The following is an 18,091-nucleotide window of genomic DNA, read 5'->3' on the forward strand; positions in this document are numbered from 1 at the left end:
TTGAAGAATTTGAAAAGAATGCTACTAAAAATGGCATTCAGGTTCACTTTGCAAGTACCGACAAAGATGCTTGCGAAATTATCTATCAAATTATGAAAGATAATAATGTGGACAAAGTTCTTAAAGGTAAGTCCATGGCCTCTGAGGAAATTGGTTTAAACCACTACCTCAAAGAAAAGGGCCTTAAAGCTGAAGAGAGTGACTTAGGTGAACTTATCTTACAGCTTAATGACGAGCCACCTTTACACATTGTAGTACCTGCTATTCATCGTAATCGTTACGAAGTAGGACAAATTTTCCACGATAAATTAAATGCTCCATTAGAGTCCGATATTGAAAAGCTTAACTCTATTGCACGTGGCCACTTAAGAGATGAATTCCAACATCTTAAGATGGGTATCTCTGGAGTTAACTTTGCTATCTCCAAAGAAGGAGCAATTTGGCTGATTGAAAATGAAGGCAATGGTCGTATGTGTACCACTGCTCCTGATATTCATGTAGCTATTTGTGGTATCGAGAAAATTGTAGAAACTTTTGAAGATGCTGCTACTTTAGTACATTTATTGACTCCATCAGCCACAGGCCAATTTATTCCAGCTTACAACAATATCATTACTGGTCCACGCCAAGAAGGCGATAAAGATGGCCCACGCCAAATGCATATTGTGATCTTTGATCATAACCGTAGCTCCATGCTTCAAAATAAGGACTTCTACGAGGCCTTACGTTGTATTCGTTGTGGTGCTTGCATGAACTTCTGCCCAGTATATGACAAGATTGGTGGTCACTCTTATCGCACCACTTATCCTGGCCCTATTGGTGAGGTTATCTCCCCTAATCTCTTCGGCTTAGATGTTACAGGTGATGTTTTATCATTCTGTTCACAATGCGGTCGCTGCTCTGAGGTTTGTCCAGAAAAGATCCCTCTAGCTGACTTAATTAGAGAGTTGCGCTCCTATAAGGTTGGCCAAGGTGAAGGACAAATTACTGGCTCACAAAATGTTAAGCCAAGCACCAGTGAGCAAATTGCCTTTAAGCTCTTTGCTAAAGCCGCAACCAATGGCACTATTTGGAAACAAGCCTTTGCCCAGGCTCATATTGTAAACCCTGTAGTAAAAGCTTTTGCCCCAGCTATACCTGTAGCTAAGGACTGGGATGCCTATAAGCAGTTACCAGATGTATCAGGCAACTTCTATAAGAAAGTTCAAAAGATTGAGGGTGTAAAGTATGAATGATGTAATTGAGCAAATTTCCAAGCGTAGCCGTGAAGAGATCCTAAAGCGTGTTAGTGAGGGCTATAAAAAGCCTGATTTTTGTCGTGTTGAAACTCAAGATCCTGTAGTGCATATCAAAATGCAAGAAGATCTAATTGAGAACATGAAAACCAACATGACTAATAACAAGTTTGTGGTTCATGACATCAAGGAAAGTGAGCTTTACGACACCATCAATGCTATTACTAAAGAGATTGATGCTAAAACCTTAGTTTATTCAAAAGACTTAGGTTTAGATCTTAACAAGATCAATAAGACCTCAGCTCTATGCTTTGATACTGCCATTGAGGATATTAGAGATCAGTTATTTAATACTGACCTCTCTATTATTAATGCCTTTGCTGGTGTTGCCTCTCATGGTGTAGCTTGCGTGGTCTCAACGCAAAACCAACCACGTACGCTCTCTTTGGTAACCCCAAATTGCATTATTTTGCTAAAAAAAGAGCGTGTTGTAAAAAGCTTTTTTGATGCTTTACATAAAGTAAAAAGCGAATATGAGCGTCTGCCAACTAATATCTTATTTATTGCAGGCCCATCTCGCACCTCAGACGTTGAATTAGTAACTGTCTTTGGTGTACACGGCTCTACTCGCGTGCATTTAATCTTGTACTAAAAAAGTTAATATAGGCGTGGCTGAGCTAAGAGCCTTATATACTTGAGACTCTTAGCAAAGCTTTTTCCTCAGAAAATTTACTATATCTATCAGACCAAGCCCAGTTCCTTGCAACTGGGCTTTTTTTTGGCTCGCTTTTTTCTCAAATAGATTTTTTTGCCCTATAATGGCCAAACAACCCAACATAAAGGCAAGCCCCCCTTACAGGAGATGCCGCATAATGGCTAGGCCAAGATAAGGCAAAGCCATGTGAAGGCAAAGCCACAAGAAGGCTAGGCCATGTTAGGGCGAAGCCACTTGAAAGCGAGGCCAAGTGAGGGCTGAACCTTAATTTTTTTTCTGGCTACTCTACCTTTTTTGTTAGTAGGCTAAAAACACCAAGAGCTTTTCTTTAAATTTAAAGTTGCTAATTTCTCAGCATTGGTTCTAGGAAGTAATATGCAAGACACTCAACAAGCAGCAAGCGCCATCAGCGCCGACAACCAACCTAAGCACAAAGCCCAAGCTGAAGATGTCCATCCACACCCTCCAATTGGCAATTTATTATTGCGCACTATGACCTTACCAAAAGATACTAATCCTGCTGGAGATATCTTTGGTGGTTGGATCATGTCTCAGTTGGATATTGCAGGTGCAATTTTGGCCCGTGAAATTGCTCATGGACGTGTAGTTACTGTGGCTGTTGATGCCATGAATTTCTTAAAGCCTGTTGAGGTGGGTGATGTAGTTTGCTGTTATGGCCATTGCTCTAAAGTAGGAAGAACCTCATTAAAGATTAAATTAGAGCTGTGGGTTAAAAAAATTTATGAGAGCGAAGCTGCTCAACGTAATTTAGTAACAGAAGCTAGCTTTACTTATGTAGCAGTAGATGACAACGGTCGTCCACGACCTTTACCACCACAGGCACATATCATTGCTAAAACTGGTATTGATGCAGGTACAGTAGGTCTACAAGAAGACGGTACTATTAAAAGCAATTGCTAAGAAAAAAGCCTGGTTAAATCTGACTTAACCAGGCTTTTTTCTTAATATGGATTGTTCTTACGTTTAATCTCACCTAAGTGATTGAACATACACTCAATAATACACTTATAGTAAGAGGCCGAATGCTTCATATTGTCTTGACGCATTTGCATAATCAAACCGAACATAGTAGCTTGGATATAAACAGAAGCTAACTCCACATCACAATCTGATGGTAATTGCTGTAAAGATACAGCATTACGCAAAGCATCTTCAATAGAAAGAAATCGCAAATTAATCAACTCTTCTAACTGCTCTCTGGCTTCAATAGAAATATCAGAGTGAATAATGCTCTCAAAGATCACCATGACAGAGGAGTTAAAAAACGATTTAGAATCCTCATTAAAGTGAGCTAAAGCCCATTGCTTTAATTGGCCAAGAGGATCAGTTTGGTTTTCGTGAGCGGCTGAGGACAGGGTAGAAACTAAATTTAATTTACGAGCCTCTTCTTCTAATAAAGAAGCTAATAAGGCTGTCTTATTTTCATAATGCCAATAAATAGCTCCTCGAGTAACATTAGCCTCACGGGCAATATCAGTTAGTGATGCTTTATTAAAGCCTTTATTAGCAAAAACCTTTTGCGCAGCAATTAAAATATTATTTTTCGTCTGCATCGACTCAGAGTAAGTTTTCTTAGGCATACAGCAATCCCCAATCTAATAATGCACTCAGAAACTAAATTGCACAAATATCGAAAAAATTATAACATACATTCATGTATGTATGAAAAAATGATATAATTCTTTGCACGAAAAATATACAACTTTTGATGATTTTGTAATACATTACAATACTATGCAAAGTTTAAGTTGTGAAAAAGCATCATGCTTGTGGAGCTATTAATTTCCTCCATTGGGCTGATGCTTTTGTTGTCTTATGATGCTAAAAACAATCAAATAAGATGAAATTGAATGTAAGTTCCAATTTAAACTTGCAAATTTTTACCTAAGAATTAAGCGCGTACTTTTTTGTAATTAACTTTCAAGATCTTTGTACGTGCCTAAAAACATACATGCATGGATGTATGTTTTTAAAGTTGGTTTCTAAAATGGTTTGCCTTTGAGCAATTAAGGGCAAACTTTGGGGTTAATCTAAAGGCTAATAGCTTTTAGATTGGAGTGTGCAATTTAGTTTAGCCCTTAGAGCAAAAATTAAGTGCTTTTGCTCAGCGTCTAAACGTTAATCATAAAGCTATCTCACTATGATCCATAATTATGGGAAGCCTTTAATATAGTGTGAAAGTAGTGTGGTAGTGCTTCTCAACTTTTTTTAAAGGATTATCAGGTATGTTCCTGTCTAAGGTAAACAAAAAGCATCTTCTGCCTAGTGCATTGGCAGTAGCCTTATTGCTAACTGGATGTGGTGAAGAACAAAAACAAGCTGGACCTCAAAGTATGCCAGTTGATGTGTACACAGTACACACTATGGAGGTACCTATTGTTTCCAACCTTACAGGTCGAGTTAGTGCTACTCGTCGTGCTGAGGTTCGTCCACAAGTTTCAGGCATCATTCAAAAACGCTTATTCGTAGAAGGTTCTACTGTTAACCAAGGCGATCAACTCTATCAAATCGATCCTGCTTTATACGAGGCTCAAGTAAATAGCGCTAAGGCTAATTTAAAGAGCGCTCAAGCAAGTTTATATACTGTAAAGCTTAAGGCCGATCGTTATCGTCAATTATTAGAGCAAAAGGCTGTAAGTAAGCAAGATTATGATGATGCACAGGCTGCCTACCTACAAGCAGATGCTGCGGTTAAGGCTGCTGAGGCTGCTTTAGAAACAGCTAATATTAACCTTGCTTATACTAAAGTTTATGCTCCTATTTCAGGACGTATTTCTAAGTCTAACTTTACCGAGGGCGCTTTGGTAAATGCCCAACAGACTAATCCTTTAACCACTATTCAACAATTGGATCCTATGTATGTTGACTTAGGCCAGACTGTTGAAGATCACATGGCTCTTCGTCAAGCTATTGCTACTGGTCACTTTAAGACCACTGACGGCAAAGCTCCTGTAGATATTTACTTCTCTAATGGCTCTAAATATCAGCACCAAGGTCAACTTGAGTTCTCTGATGTTACTGTAGATGAAACTACAGGTATGGTTAACTTACGTGCCATTGTGCCAAATCCAGAGCAACACTTACTTCCAGGTATGTTCTTACGTGGCGATCTCCATGAGGGAACTTTACCTAACGCTGTAGTAGTTAAACAAGATGCTGTAATTCGTGAAGCTGGCGGTCTTAGCTATGTTTATGTAGTTGATGACAAGGGGTTGGCACAAAGAGTAATCGTTAAGATTGGCACTGAGTATGAAAACTACTTTGTTATTACCTCTGGTCTAAAAGCTGGCGACAAAGTAATTAGCTCCAATTTACAGAAAATCCGCTCTGGCGTGCCTGTAGTTGAGGTTAAGCCTGATGCTCAAAAGAGCGAGGCTAATGCAGCTGCTGCCCAAGCTAAATAAGCGATTATTGGACAATAACATTCAAGTACAAGTGTTAATTGCAACAACTTGTACTTGGGAGATAAAAACCTTATGTCACGTTTCTTTATCAATCGCCCAATCTTTGCTTGGGTTATTGCTATTGTGATTATGCTTGCAGGTGTAGTGTCCGTATTCACCCTGCCAGTATCACAATATCCAACCATTGCTCCTCCAGCAGTATCTATTCGTGCTAGCTACCCAGGTGCGGACGCTAGTACTGTAGAGCGTGCTGTTACGCAGGTAATTGAGCAAAATATGACGGGTCTGGATGGTTACATGTATATGTCAGCCTCCTCAGATTCCTATGGTAATTCATCTATTACCATTACTTTTGAACCTGGTACCGATGCTGATATTGCTCAAGTTCAAGTACAAAACAAATTACAGCAAACTCAATCTCAGTTACCTACTGTAGTTCAACAAAATGGTGTTAACGTATCTAAGTCTACTGATGCCTTCTTATTGGTTGTAGGCTTAAGCACCACCGATGCTGAACACAACTCAACTGACCTTGCTGACTATATTTATGCCAATATTCGTGAGCCATTAGCTCGTGTTGAGGGCGTAGGTGACTTGCAAGTGTTCGGCTCTGAGTTCGCTATGCGTATTTGGCTTGATCCTGAAAAGCTCAATAACTTAGCTGTAACTGTTGCTGAGGTAAAAAATGCTATCTTGCAGCAAAATGCTCAGGTTACTTATGGTTCTTTAGGTGGTACCCCAGCTGTTGAGGGTCAACAATACTCTTATACCATTACTGGTCAAAAGCGCTTAGAAAGCGTAAAAGAGTTTGAAAATATCCTCTTGCGTGTTAACACCGATGGCACCATGGTGCGACTCAAGGATGTAGCCAGAATCGAGTTAGGTTCAGAGAGCTATCAGGTAAGTGCTACTTATAACGATCAGTTATCTACAGGTATCGCTATCCGTCTAGCTGCTGGTGCCAACGCTTTGGATACAGCTACTCGTGTTAAAGCCTTAATGGTTGAGCTTTCACAGTACTTCCCAGATTGGATTAATCTTGAGTATCCATACGATACTACCGACTTTATTAAAGTTTCTATTGAGGAAGTTTTCCAGACATTATTCGAAGCCGTTATCTTAGTGGTTTTGATTATGTACTTATTCTTACAAAACTTCCGTGCTACTTTAATTCCTTCTATTACCGTACCTGTAGTGCTCTTAGGTACCTTTGCCATCATGTCTGTATTAGGCTTCTCTATTAACACCTTGACCATGTTCGGTATTGTGCTGGCTATTGGTCTGTTAGTAGATGACGCTATTGTGGTAGTAGAAAACGTAGAGCGTATTATGGAAGAGGAGAATTTACCTCCTCGTCACGCTACCATTAAGTCTATGGATCAAATTACAGGCGCATTAATTGGTATTGCCTTAGTGCTCTCAGCTGTATTTATTCCTATGGCTTTCTTCGGTGGTTCTACTGGTGTTATTTATCGTCAGTTCTCTATTACCATCGTATCTTCCATGGTGCTCTCAGTATTAGTAGCTTTGATCTTGACTCCAGCATTGTGCGCCACTATGTTGCAATCTAAAGAAGAGCGTGAAGCACTTCCTGATAACAAGATTTTAGCTAAGACTAAGAGTGCAAGTAAGACTCTCTTAAAACCATTAGAGGCTTTCTTTGGTTGGTTTAACCGTGGATTTGAGGCTTTTACCAATTCCTATCAAAAGCATGTAAGTAAAGTAGTACATCAGCTTAAGCGTCAAATCTTTGCTTATATTGTAATTTGTGTGGCTTTAGGTTTTTGCTTTGTGCGTATCCCATCTTCGTTCTTACCAAACGAAGACCAAGGCGTGCTTATGGCTATGGTGAACTTGCCAGCAGGTTCTACTGTTGAAAAGACTAAGTCCACCTTAAACAAGCTTACTAACTACTTTAGAACTAATGAAGATGAGAACATTGATTCCATCATGGCTATTACAGGCTTCTCATTTTCTGGTTCTGGCCAAAATGCAGGTATGGCCTTTATTAAGTTACGTGATTGGTCTTTACGCCAACGTGATGATCAACACGCTGATGCCATTGTTAACCGTTCATATATGCCTCTAATGGGCATTCGTGAAGGCTTAGCTTTTGCGTTTAACTTACCTGCTATTCCTGAACTTGGTATTGCCTCTGGTTTCGACCTCTACTTACAAGATAATGGTGGTGCTGGCCACGAAGCTTTAACCAAGATGCGTCAAGAGTACATTTATGCCGCTCAGCAATCTCCATTGCTCATGCAGGTTCGTGCTAACGGCCAAGATGATACTCCACAATTTAAACTTTCTATCGATTACGAAAAGGCTCTAGCATTAGGTCTTTCTGTAAGCGACATTAATACTACTTTATCCACTGCTTGGGGTTCTGCCTATGTTGATAACTTTATGGAAAGATCCCGTGTTAAGAAAGTGTTCTTACAAGCTGAAGCTGATGCTCGTATGAATGAACTTGACTTAAACAAGTGGTATGTACGTAATAATCAAGGCCAAATGGTTCCTTGCTCAGCCTTTATTACCACCTCTTGGGATTATGGCTCACCACGTCTTGAGCGTTTCAATGGCGTAGGCGCTATGAACATCCAAGGTGCTCCAGCTCCTGGTGTATCAACTGGTGAGGCTATGGCTGAGATGGAGCGTATTGCTAAAGAAGTATTACCTGCAGGTTATGGTATTTCATGGACTGGCGTTTCCTTCCAAGAGCGCCTCTCTGGTGCTCAAGCCCCATTACTTTATGCCGTATCATTGCTGATCGTATTCTTATCCTTAGCTGCCTTGTATGAGTCTTGGTCAATTCCTTTTGCTGTTATGTTGGTAGTACCTTTAGGTATTATTGGCGCAGTATTGGCTGCATTAATGACTCAATATATTCCAGTACAAACGGTATTAAGTAATGACGTGTACTTCCAAGTAGGTCTGCTAACGACGGTAGGTCTGTCAGCTAAAAATGCTATTTTGATTGTAGAGTTCGCTAAAGAGCTTTATGACAAGGGCAATAGACTTACTGAGGCTGTTATTGAGGCTGCTCGTATTCGTTTACGCCCTATCTTAATGACCTCTGCTGCTTTCGTGCTTGGTGTGCTTCCTTTAGCTATTTCATCAGGCGCTGGTGCTGCTGGCCGTAACGAAATCGGTATTTGTGTTATCGGTGGTATGTTGTCAGCTACTATTTTGGCTATTTTCTTTGTGCCTGTGTTCTTTGTATTAGTAATGCGTTACTTTACTAAGTACATTCCAGCCGATCAAAAGAAGAAGATGGCTGAAGAAGAAGAGGCTAGAATTAAAGAGCGCCAACAACGTGCTTTAGAGGCTAAGCGTGATATTTCATCAGGCTCTCACTAAAAGCACTATTTAATAAGATTACCTGATAATTAAGGACAAGCACTTAGTCCTTAACACCTAAAGCGCAGCTTGTTAAGCTGCGCTTTTTTTGTAACTATCTTAGTTTTATTAAAAGCTATTTATTAATCTGTTAAACTAATTGACGGTAAAATCTCAACATATCTCTAGAGTGATCGAGCACGGCATCATATTATTTTCAGGTCTATAAACTCTTGTGATCTATGAGTGCTGATTGCGATAACTTTTTGTATGACAAATTTTGTCATAGCTACTGTTAAAACCTAGAGTATGCTAAAAACAATTACAGTATCTTTATTTAACTTTGGAACTTTGATTGCCAGAGTTTAGGAGTTTTTCAATGGCAGGCTTTAGCGTTAACGAGAGTTTATTTGTTATCGATATGGATGACACTTCACCAAGCATTTTACCTGTAGGCGAAATGTTGCCTGATGGCATTACCATCGGTGTTGATCGTGACCGTGGAGAAGAGTTTGCTTTCTATGTCAGTGAAGATGGTCGTTTCGATATTTTAGCAGCACGTCCTGTTTTAGCAGAGCGTTGGGTACAGGAGGGATATTTACCAAAAAGAGCCCTTCAAATCCACTGTGATGAGAGTGGCGAAATTGATTGCTACTTACTAATTAGCCCAAGCTCCCATATCTTATTACGTCTTACTGATGCTCGTGTTTATGGCAGCCGTTATTATGCTCACTTAGTAGCTACCTCTATTTGGAGCTCCCGTAATAAGGATCCATTTATTAACTTACGTGATGGTATCTTATGTGAGCTTTATGGTGTGGTACTACCTACCTACACTAAGACTCCAAAGTTTGCTGATGTGGCCTTATTAATCAATAGCTTAAGAGGCCAATACGACGAGGAAGACTTAAGATCCCCTAGTGACTTTAAAGATGGCAATGGTGGCTTAAGCCGCATGACCTTTAATGAAAGCATGAGCAAATTTAAGCTTCCTACTGACACTATTGAGCCTTACTTCCATGTAGGCGAGCCTGTTGATGACTTCGTACAAATGGCTCCTGGCGCTACTATTACAGGCCCTCTTGAGTTACGTAAGGAATATCAGATTTTTGCTACCGACTCTGATGTAGTATTGCTTGCTATGTCCTCAGCCTGGGCTGAGAAGCTAGTTGAAAACAAGCTCTTATTGAACATGGATCTTAAGAATGTTCAACTGGGCCGTGACATGATCAAGGTTATGGCAATGCCACGTCGTAAAGCTTTAGAGAGTTTTGATAACCGTCACTACGGCATCAATCAACAAGAGGTCTACGATATTGCTCTTGCTCTATATCGTGCTCGCCAAAAGATGCCACAGGCCTCATTTAAGGATGCTTTATACGTACAATCTTTAGGTTTAGTACTACCTGTAGCCTTTGAGGGCGGCTCTCGCGGTGAAGATGTGATGTTATTACGTGACATTATCACTACTGGTCCATTTGCTCAAGGCCCATTCTTAACTGATGTACTAACCACTGCAATTGCTATTGTTAACTCCAACTAATAGCTAATTTAAGCCTTAAATTAGACCCTTATTTACTTTAAGCAGCGCTTTAGAGCGCTGCTTAGTTTTTATATAGATATGATATTAGTTGATAATCATTTGCAATTATCTTATTAAGCCTTGATTTTTCGTACAATTAGCACTTGTAACAACGCACTTTAAAGTGCGCCTTTTACAGAGCGAAAGTGATTTACCTCCTTTTTGAAAGGCCCATGATCACTACATAGTCGCTAGCTTTTTAGAGCACGTACTATTCAAGCTCAATTACTTTTCTGCGTCTTTTCTTAAAAGTTAAAAGACCAGGGGTGCTAATGAAAGCATCTTCAATTAAGGTAAACTATAGAGTGCTGTACACTCGATAGATGTTTACTAATTCTTCTCGTGTTTGTTTAGTCAATGTTTATGCGAGAAGTAATATCTAAGCTTGTAAGCAAGCTTATTAATTTTTTAACCGTCCTCAAGCGATAAGATTGTGTTAACAGTTAAGTTATTTGTATTTCTTGCACTGTAACTTGCTTTGATGGCTCTGTTTTAAAAGGCAGCTCTTGATATGAAGAAAATAGGTTTATTTTACGGAACCTACACTGGTACCACAGGTAATGTTGCAAAGCGTATTGCCAAAGAACTTGGTGAGGAAAATGTAGATCTTCACAACATCAAAGAAGATGGTGCATTGATGGATCAATATGATTACCTAATCATTGGTACCTCTACTTGGAGTATTGGTGAACTCCAAGAAGACTGGGATGCTTTCATGCCTCAGCTTGAAGATATGAAATTTGCTGGCAAGACTGTAGCTTTATTTGGTACAGGCGACCAAGTTGCTTATCCAGATACTTTCTTAGACGGTATGGGTATGCTCTATGAGACTTTCCAATTCCGTGATGCTAAGTTTGTAGGTTTCTGGCCAACTACAGGTTATGACTTTACCAGCCCATTACCTCTCTTTAACCATGACAACTTTGTTGGTTTGGCTATTGATGAAGATAACCAGCCAGAGCTTACTGACGAGCGTATTAAAGAGTGGTGTAAGATCTTACGCCCTGCTTTTGGCTTATAAAAACCATATTTATTAAGCCCCGCCCTCTTTTGCCTTACCTTAAAAAAGCAAGACGAGGGCTTTTTAATGCGTAAATTCATAGATACATACAAGAGGGTTAAAAAAATCAGCCATAAGCTGATTATTTTTTTATTATGCTTGAGTGGTGCGAAAGATGGGACTCGAACCCACACACCTTGCGATACTAACACCTGAAGCTAGCGCGTCTACCAATTCCGCCACTTTCGCACTGTAGCATAATTTACTTGATGGCGATCCCGATGAGAATCGAACTCATGACCCTCAGCTTCGGAAACTGATACTCTATCCAACTGAGCTACGGGATCGTAATCTGATCTGCATCGAGCCAATCAAGGCTAAGATATGATACACAAGGCATCTATCTTATTTTGCGCATATAATACCTTTATTCACTTTCTTTGGCAAGTTGGATACTTTCAGTATCATTAACTCTAATGCTATTAGTTTTTAGCAAATGCTAAGAAATTTTAACGATTATTGCTACTATTTGGGCAAATTTTAGCTTTTAATGCCATAATCTTATTTAAAATTAACACTTATTTTACTATCATCTTGCCACCTAAAATGGTTAGGCACTGTATATTGTTTGGCTAGCTCCTATTGGATGATTTTTTATTGTGAGTAACAATCTTTCTTCTCAATTTCTAAAACTTTCCCCAACCATTCAGCAAGAGCAACTAGAGCGCTTTAAAGGCGTATGCGCTTTATATGGCTATGAAGGATTTTTTCGCTTACAAAATGCCCACGTTATCGTAATTGGTAATGGTGGTGTCGGCTCATGGATTGCTGAATCATTAACCCGTACTGGATTAGGCTCAATTACTCTTATTGATTTTGACAACATTGAGCTTTCAAACTCTAATCGTCAATTACATACTTTAAGCTCAACTATAGGTCAGGGCAAATCTAAAACTTTAGGAAAACGCCTCTTAGATATTAATCCTTACTTAAAGCTACAAGTTATACCTGTACTGATTAATAAAAATAACGTCATTACTACTATTGCTAAAGCCTTAAATGTTGATGCGCAAGCTCTAGAACAGCGTGCTTTAACTAATTTACATGACATAGCTACTCCTAATGAGTTAGCAGCAAAGAAATTTAAACAATGCGACGACTATTTAGCTAATAATGGCTCCTATAATGACATTGTTGCTCCTAATGTTTTCGTAGCTGAGGCTATTGACGATCTCTTTGCTAAGGCTAGCACTGTTGATTTTCTCCATCGCAGTCAAATTCCTTTGGTTTCATCAGGTGGCGCAGGTGGCCGTATCGATCCTAGCAGAGTAAGAATTGCTGATATTACTGAGGCTAAAGGTGACCAATTAATTAAACGCCTTAGAACAGAACTAAGACGCAATTTTGGCTACCCTAAAGGGGTAGACGAACATGCTATCAATAAAGGCTCTGCTAGACATAAGCACAAAGAAAAGCTTAATGATGAAAAGTTTAAGATTTTGTGCTCTTTTTCTGATGAAAAGCCTATGCGTGCTAAAGACAGAATGAATACTGATGTTAGTCCCGAGTCCTGGGGTCTTACCGATCCTATAGCACTACCAACCTTTGGTGCCTCTAATACAGTGACAGCAACAGCAGGTTTATTGCTTTCATCCGTTATAATAAGATGGATTGTAGGTGCCAAAATTTAATATCACCTATATCGTTTTATTATTTTATTTTTATTAAGAGCTTGGCTTTATTCATAAGACCAAGCTCTTTGTCAACTATTATGAGGGCTGCGAATAGCGCTTGCTCTTAAGTTAAGTTAGTTTTCGCAGTAGATCTATGAATAAGCCTAGCAATAACCGACCAAATACAATATCTCAGCCACACAATGCTGCCTCGGTCACCGAACTTTCTTCTGAGGCTATGGATGACATTAACTCCATTAGTGCAGGTGAGTTTTCTACTATTCAACCATCTCATAATAAAAGAGGTGCTAAAGGCCCTTCTTTAAATGAATGGGACTCACTACCTCCACTAGAGGATCATGGTCATATGGGCCACAAAAGAGAGTCTTTAGGCGATCTTCCTCATAATAGAGGCTCTTTTAATTTAAATAACGAAGACGAAATCGAAATTGATGGTGCTTTATCTTTTAGTGACGACGAGGTTGAGTCTTTCAACCGTAATTTGCACTCCAAAGATCGTACTCTCGATGACGACAACTCTCAGATTGTAGATATCGATCTGGAGATGGACGGCTTATTGTCCGAGCCTCAAGACAGCCAAGCACTCCCTGAGCTCCGCCCAGGCGCAGATCGCCGCCAATCCCCTGAGCTTCGCACTGCTCAAGCTCGCTACGAACGCCCAGAACGCTCAGAACGCCCTGCGCACCTAGAGAACTCTGCATCCTACCAATCTAACCGTCCAATGTTACGCTCTGATGAGCCAAATGGCTTCATGCAAGAACTACCTCCTTTTAGCGCCATTGATAGCAATGATGGCAATCAAGGTAACTTGCAAGCTAAGCCTTATGCCCCAGAGCAACCTGTTAACAATTTCATGGGCAACTTTTCGTCGCAAAATGTTAATGATTTTGAGACTCAAGCTCCTTTTAACTCAGGTAACACCCCTATTTCAGCCTACGATCCCGTAGCTGATCAAGCCCAGGCCCTGGCCCAAGCCCAAGCTCAGGCTCAGTCCAACATGCTACCTCCTTTTGTTACCCAAAGAGCAGCAAATCAAGAGGCCCCATCTTTCCCAAATAGAATGGCTCCTCCAGCGCCCGCCCACGCCCAAGCCATGACTCAGGCCCCTTATGCCTATGCGGCCCCTCAGGGCCAAAACCAGGCCACAAGCTATGCTCCTGCGCCTGCTCATGCTTACGCCCCTGCCCAGGGCCCTGCCCATGCCCAAGGCCATGTCCAGGGACAAGCACCAGCTTCACAATACGCATCTGCAAGAGCTGCCATGGCTAATACAGGCAATGATCCTTTTTCTGATCCTGCCTTTTTAGCAGCTCAAACTGCTAAGCCTAGCTTTTATCAAGAGCAAGGCCATAAGCGCATGAACCATCACAATGAAACTAATGAGCTGGGCTACGTATCTCCAGGTATTCATTCTAGAACCATAACAGAGCCAAATCCTGCGCTTGAAGAAAGCTTTATTGTTGATAAAGAAGATGTTGAGCGTCGTACTAAGGAAATTTGGGGTGATAGAAATAATTTAGAGGCTTACAAGCACCATCAGCCTCAGCATACTATTACCACCACTCAACAGGATGCTATGGCTTCCCAGCCTAATGCTCAAATGGCTAATACACAAATGCCAGCAATGGCCCCAGTAGCTGCCAATACTAATAATTTAGAGCCTACCGCTGGCGATGGTGAGCAACCATTACGTCTGCTCAATCCTGATGCCCCTTCAACCTTAATTAATGGCTATGTTTATGACTTACAAAACAAGAGCCAAGCAGAGGTAAGATCTGGCTTAGATAGAATTATCCAAAAGACCTCTCAGGCCATGATAGCCAATCAAGAGGCACGTGCTCATTCTAATGACGGCACTATCCTAGCATCTGATATGTTTAAAGGCAGCCGCCATGAACATAACATTGCTCAATTTAACCGTAACCATCAGGTAAACACCAAAATATCAGGTTTAGTAGCCTCTTATAATGCTGCTAAAAACAAGCAAGCTCAGGCTCAAGCAAGCGCTGTTACCATACCTAACGCTAGTGCTCAGACTAATGCTGCCCCTGTGCTACACCACTCTACCCCTAATACAGATATTTCTACTGTTATTTCACAAGGTAGCAACAATGTAGTGGAAAAGAAACCTGATGCTAGCCGACAAGTGCCACAAAGCGCTTTTGCTGGTAGAGGATCTAAAAACTACAATACCATTATGAGTGATAGCCATAATCGTTTGGTATCAACAGATAACTATGGCCGCAACTCACAAGGCAATCACAAGGTAGATAGTAATTCTAATATCGACTTTTCTTTTGGGGTCAATAATAGCAAGTTAAGAGAGCCTAGCAGTGTTACTGCTAATGCTCATACCCAGATCACTAAGTTTTCCGACGGCCAAAGTACTCAAGGACAGGACGTAGAAAGCTCTAATGCTATTAAACCAACAACTACTACTAATATTGGCCCTACTGTTAATATCGATAGCATTCTTATGCCAGCCTCTAGCAGTGTAGAGTCTCATCATAGCAACAATGAGTTAAGCTCAGAGAGCAAGGCTACTAATGTTGATCTCTCTTCATTTAACTTTGATATTGATAAGAGCGTTTCTAACTTTAGCTCCAGTAGCGTAAGTCAGGTTGCTACTCCTTTAGAGCATAATAAAAACTTAAAAGATGAAATTAAAAAAGCATCTTATGAGTTAGATAGCCTATTGCCTTCGCTTGATGACGAGCTGCAAGATAATAACAGCATGCCAAGATGTAAGCTGTTTGATGCGCCTGATCTTTTTGAAAGCAGCCAGGACAATATTAAAGATGAAGCTGGCCCATTAAAAATCAAACCAGATTTTTATACTACCTCTAATGATAAACCAGCTATTGTGGATATTAATCCTTTAGAGACTAATTCAGAAATAGCTACTAAGGTTGATCATAAGAACCTGGATATGGAGTTACCTGAGCTTAAGGACGATAAGAGTCTACACACTTTTGAAAGCCTCTCTGGCCTTAAGGATTTAGGTCAGGCCTTAAGATCTTTGGCCGACTCCTTACAGCCACCTCATAGTGAAGACAATATTGACTTTAATCCTTTGAGTGCCCCTGTAGAGAAGAATCCTGAGTTTAAGATCAGCAAAGAGCAAAATGACAATACTACTATTGATGCTTTTTCTAGTCTTATGGCCAGTGCTGATGAGCGTTTTGGCAAGGGCTCCAAAAAGGATAATGAGGCCAAGATAGCCCCTCAATCTCAATCCATGGAGCGATCTCAACCTACTCAAGGTAACTTAGGCATACCAGCTCCAGCAGCTCAAGCCGAACCAGCTGCTCCAGCTGCACCAGCTATGGATGCTGTAGCAGCGCCCGCCCCTGCACAGGCAGCAGCTGCTGCCGCTGCTGCCGCTGCACCTGCAGTATCTTATGGACAGAGCCAGGCTTTCATGGCTCCTATTAATCAAGCTCAGGGTAGCCAAGACTTGGCTATGGGACAAAGCACTATGCTTAGCGCCTATCTAATGAAAGCTAAGAGCCAAGTTGGCCAATGCCAATATTTACAACATTCAGGATTGGATGGGGCTACTATTGAGCGCTTTAATTTAGGCTTTGATGCTTTCTATAGAGTAGATGAGCCAAATATCAATGCTAACTATATGCCGCAAGCTTTTAATTGGCAGGCCTTAATTGTTCCTTTAAATGAAGATAGCTTTGTTGCTTATAACAGTGACACTATCTTACAAAATACTACAGGCGAGCCTGAGCGTCGTTATGTTGGTCAGGGACAATGCTTTAATTTAAATTTATTAAATGGCTCACCAATTAATAAGCCTTTATTTATTTGTGCCAATGAGCTTGATGCTTTAGCGCTAGAGAGTTTAGGTTGCAAGGCTTTAGCCTTAGGCATTCCTTACAATGTTATGAGTGTCTTAACTTGCCTACAAAACCTCTGTAGTACTAAAAATATCAAGGACATTATGCTGGCTCCTTGCTATTTATGTTTACCAAACAATAATCAGATGTGGCAAAGAGCACAAGAGGCCTTAGTATCAGCTTTCCAAACTTTACAGTTGCCACTTAATGTTGAAGATCTAACTTGTTCGTGCCCAAGCATTCACCAAGCTTTAGTCTTTAACAAAACAGCACTGCTAAGCAAGCTTATGGTGCTACAAGCAAGTGCTCAAGAGTCTATGCAAAGCCATGCTGCGCTTAATATTGCTCCAAGCTCATTGAGCAATACTAATGGTTTAGTTTTATCTTTAGAAAACCTTGCTAAATTAGAGCTCTCTAATACCTTATATGCTCTTAGCAGCTCTTCAATTTCTTTATCACGCTTAGTATTAGCTAGCTTGATAGAAAATAAATTTAGCCCATTAGTTTATGTAGGCAGCAATATGCAACTACAAATGTTGTGCTCCTTATTAAGTAACCAACAAGGATTAGTGCCTATAGCCAATACTCCATTAGTACAGTTAACAGGCTATAAGGCTAAATTCTTACCAATGCCTTGGGAAATGAATTTAACCAAGATTGATGAGGCTATTAGAGCAGGCCTACAAGCTCAACAAATGAGCTCAGAGGGTGTAGCGCCATTTATGATTGATACCTTTGGTTATGATCAAACCTTATGTACCAGTTTAGCCCCTCGCTTTGCACAGTTAGCCATGGAGTTTAATACTCCATTTGTAGTGTGGTGTACTCAAGAACAAAAGAACATTTTCTCAGGCAATGCTTTCCAATCTATAGAAATGGCTCAAGGCTCTCCTAATGAGATTATCTTTAGGACTATAGACAATGCTTGTCGTCTGCATATGTTCTCAACAGGCAAATAAGATTTCTTTGAAGGCATTGCTAAGCAATGCCTTTTTTATCTTGCCATAACCTTGCCTCTCAAGGTACCCCAAGGCACCATCAAAGTTCCCCGCATTGCCTTTAGCAATGCGTCTTTTGGGTCTTTATTGGTGAAACCTTGGGTTCTTTATCATTGCTCTCCTCTTAGCTGTAGCTTTGCGTCTATAGGGGCTGTGGCTTTGCACCATCTAAGCTATCTGAGCTGTAGCGGTGCGCCTTTGGGGGCTGTGGCTTTGCGCCCATGGGGCTCTTTTTTCTTTGGCTTTCTTTAGCCT

General features: G+C 40.5%; 10 protein-coding genes and 2 tRNA genes. 9 read left to right on the top strand and 3 right to left on the bottom strand.

The annotated features are described in order from the left end of the window. The 3 genes from MXE38_RS07410 to yciA form a co-directional block, all read left to right on the top strand. Positions 1–1,235: LutB/LldF family L-lactate oxidation iron-sulfur protein (locus MXE38_RS07410; protein ID WP_246913597.1), on the top strand; the 1,235-nt coding region annotated here is incomplete at its 5' end. Continuing rightward, positions 1,228–1,887 (top strand): lactate utilization protein C, encoded by a 660-nt coding sequence (locus MXE38_RS07415; RefSeq protein WP_246913599.1) that lies wholly within the window; start codon positions 1,228–1,230, stop codon positions 1,885–1,887. The genes MXE38_RS07410 and MXE38_RS07415, both read left to right, overlap by 8 nt. Positions 1,888–2,325: 438 nt before the next feature. Then, positions 2,326–2,871 (top strand): acyl-CoA thioester hydrolase YciA, encoded by a 546-nt coding sequence (gene yciA / locus MXE38_RS07420; protein WP_348647370.1) that lies wholly within the window; start codon positions 2,326–2,328, stop codon positions 2,869–2,871. Between the two features lie 41 nt (positions 2,872–2,912). On the opposite strand, the gene MXE38_RS07425 is transcribed toward yciA, so the two are convergent. Next, positions 2,913–3,551, bottom strand: a complete 639-nt coding sequence (locus MXE38_RS07425; RefSeq protein WP_246913601.1) for a TetR family transcriptional regulator — start codon at positions 3,549–3,551, stop codon at positions 2,913–2,915. A 645-nt stretch (positions 3,552–4,196) separates the two neighbouring features. Between MXE38_RS07425 and MXE38_RS07430 the strand changes: the two genes are divergently transcribed. The 4 genes from MXE38_RS07430 (at position 4,197) to MXE38_RS07445 (ending at position 11,317) form a co-directional block, all read left to right on the top strand. Then, positions 4,197–5,375 carry an efflux RND transporter periplasmic adaptor subunit gene (locus MXE38_RS07430; protein ID WP_246913603.1) on the top strand — a complete coding sequence of 393 codons (1,179 nt, stop codon included), beginning with the start codon at positions 4,197–4,199 and terminating at the stop codon, positions 5,373–5,375. 72 nt (positions 5,376–5,447) lie between these two features. Beyond that, on the top strand, positions 5,448–8,735 hold the full coding sequence (locus MXE38_RS07435) for an efflux RND transporter permease subunit (RefSeq protein ID WP_246913605.1): 3,288 nt from the start codon (positions 5,448–5,450) through the stop codon (positions 8,733–8,735). Between the two features lie 358 nt (positions 8,736–9,093). Then, positions 9,094–10,257, top strand: coding sequence for a hypothetical protein (locus tag MXE38_RS07440; RefSeq protein WP_246913606.1), 1,164 nt, complete (start codon positions 9,094–9,096; stop codon positions 10,255–10,257). A 550-nt stretch (positions 10,258–10,807) separates the two neighbouring features. Further along, complete coding sequence (locus tag MXE38_RS07445) at positions 10,808–11,317, top strand: flavodoxin (protein WP_246913607.1); 510 nt, start codon at positions 10,808–10,810, stop codon at positions 11,315–11,317. Positions 11,318–11,460: 143 nt separating this feature from the next. On the opposite strand, the gene MXE38_RS07450 is transcribed toward MXE38_RS07445, so the two are convergent. Next, positions 11,461–11,545 (bottom strand) — tRNA-Leu (locus tag MXE38_RS07450). A gap of 21 nt (positions 11,546–11,566) precedes the next feature. Continuing rightward, positions 11,567–11,643, bottom strand: a tRNA-Arg gene (locus tag MXE38_RS07455). A 312-nt stretch (positions 11,644–11,955) separates the two neighbouring features. On the opposite strand from MXE38_RS07455, the gene MXE38_RS07460 reads away from it, so the two are divergent. Both MXE38_RS07460 and MXE38_RS07465 read left to right on the top strand, forming a co-directional pair. Next, a complete protein-coding gene (locus tag MXE38_RS07460) occupies positions 11,956–12,987 on the top strand; it encodes a tRNA threonylcarbamoyladenosine dehydratase (RefSeq protein WP_246913608.1) in 1,032 nt (343 codons plus the stop codon). Positions 12,988–13,123: 136 nt separating this feature from the next. Then, complete coding sequence (locus MXE38_RS07465) at positions 13,124–17,797, top strand: hypothetical protein (RefSeq protein WP_246913609.1); 4,674 nt, start codon at positions 13,124–13,126, stop codon at positions 17,795–17,797. Positions 17,798–18,091 lie beyond the last annotated feature (294 nt).

Origin of the sequence: Anaerobiospirillum sp. NML120448 (assembly GCF_023050945.1) — a bacterium.
Lineage (GTDB): Bacteria > Pseudomonadota > Gammaproteobacteria > Enterobacterales > Succinivibrionaceae > Anaerobiospirillum.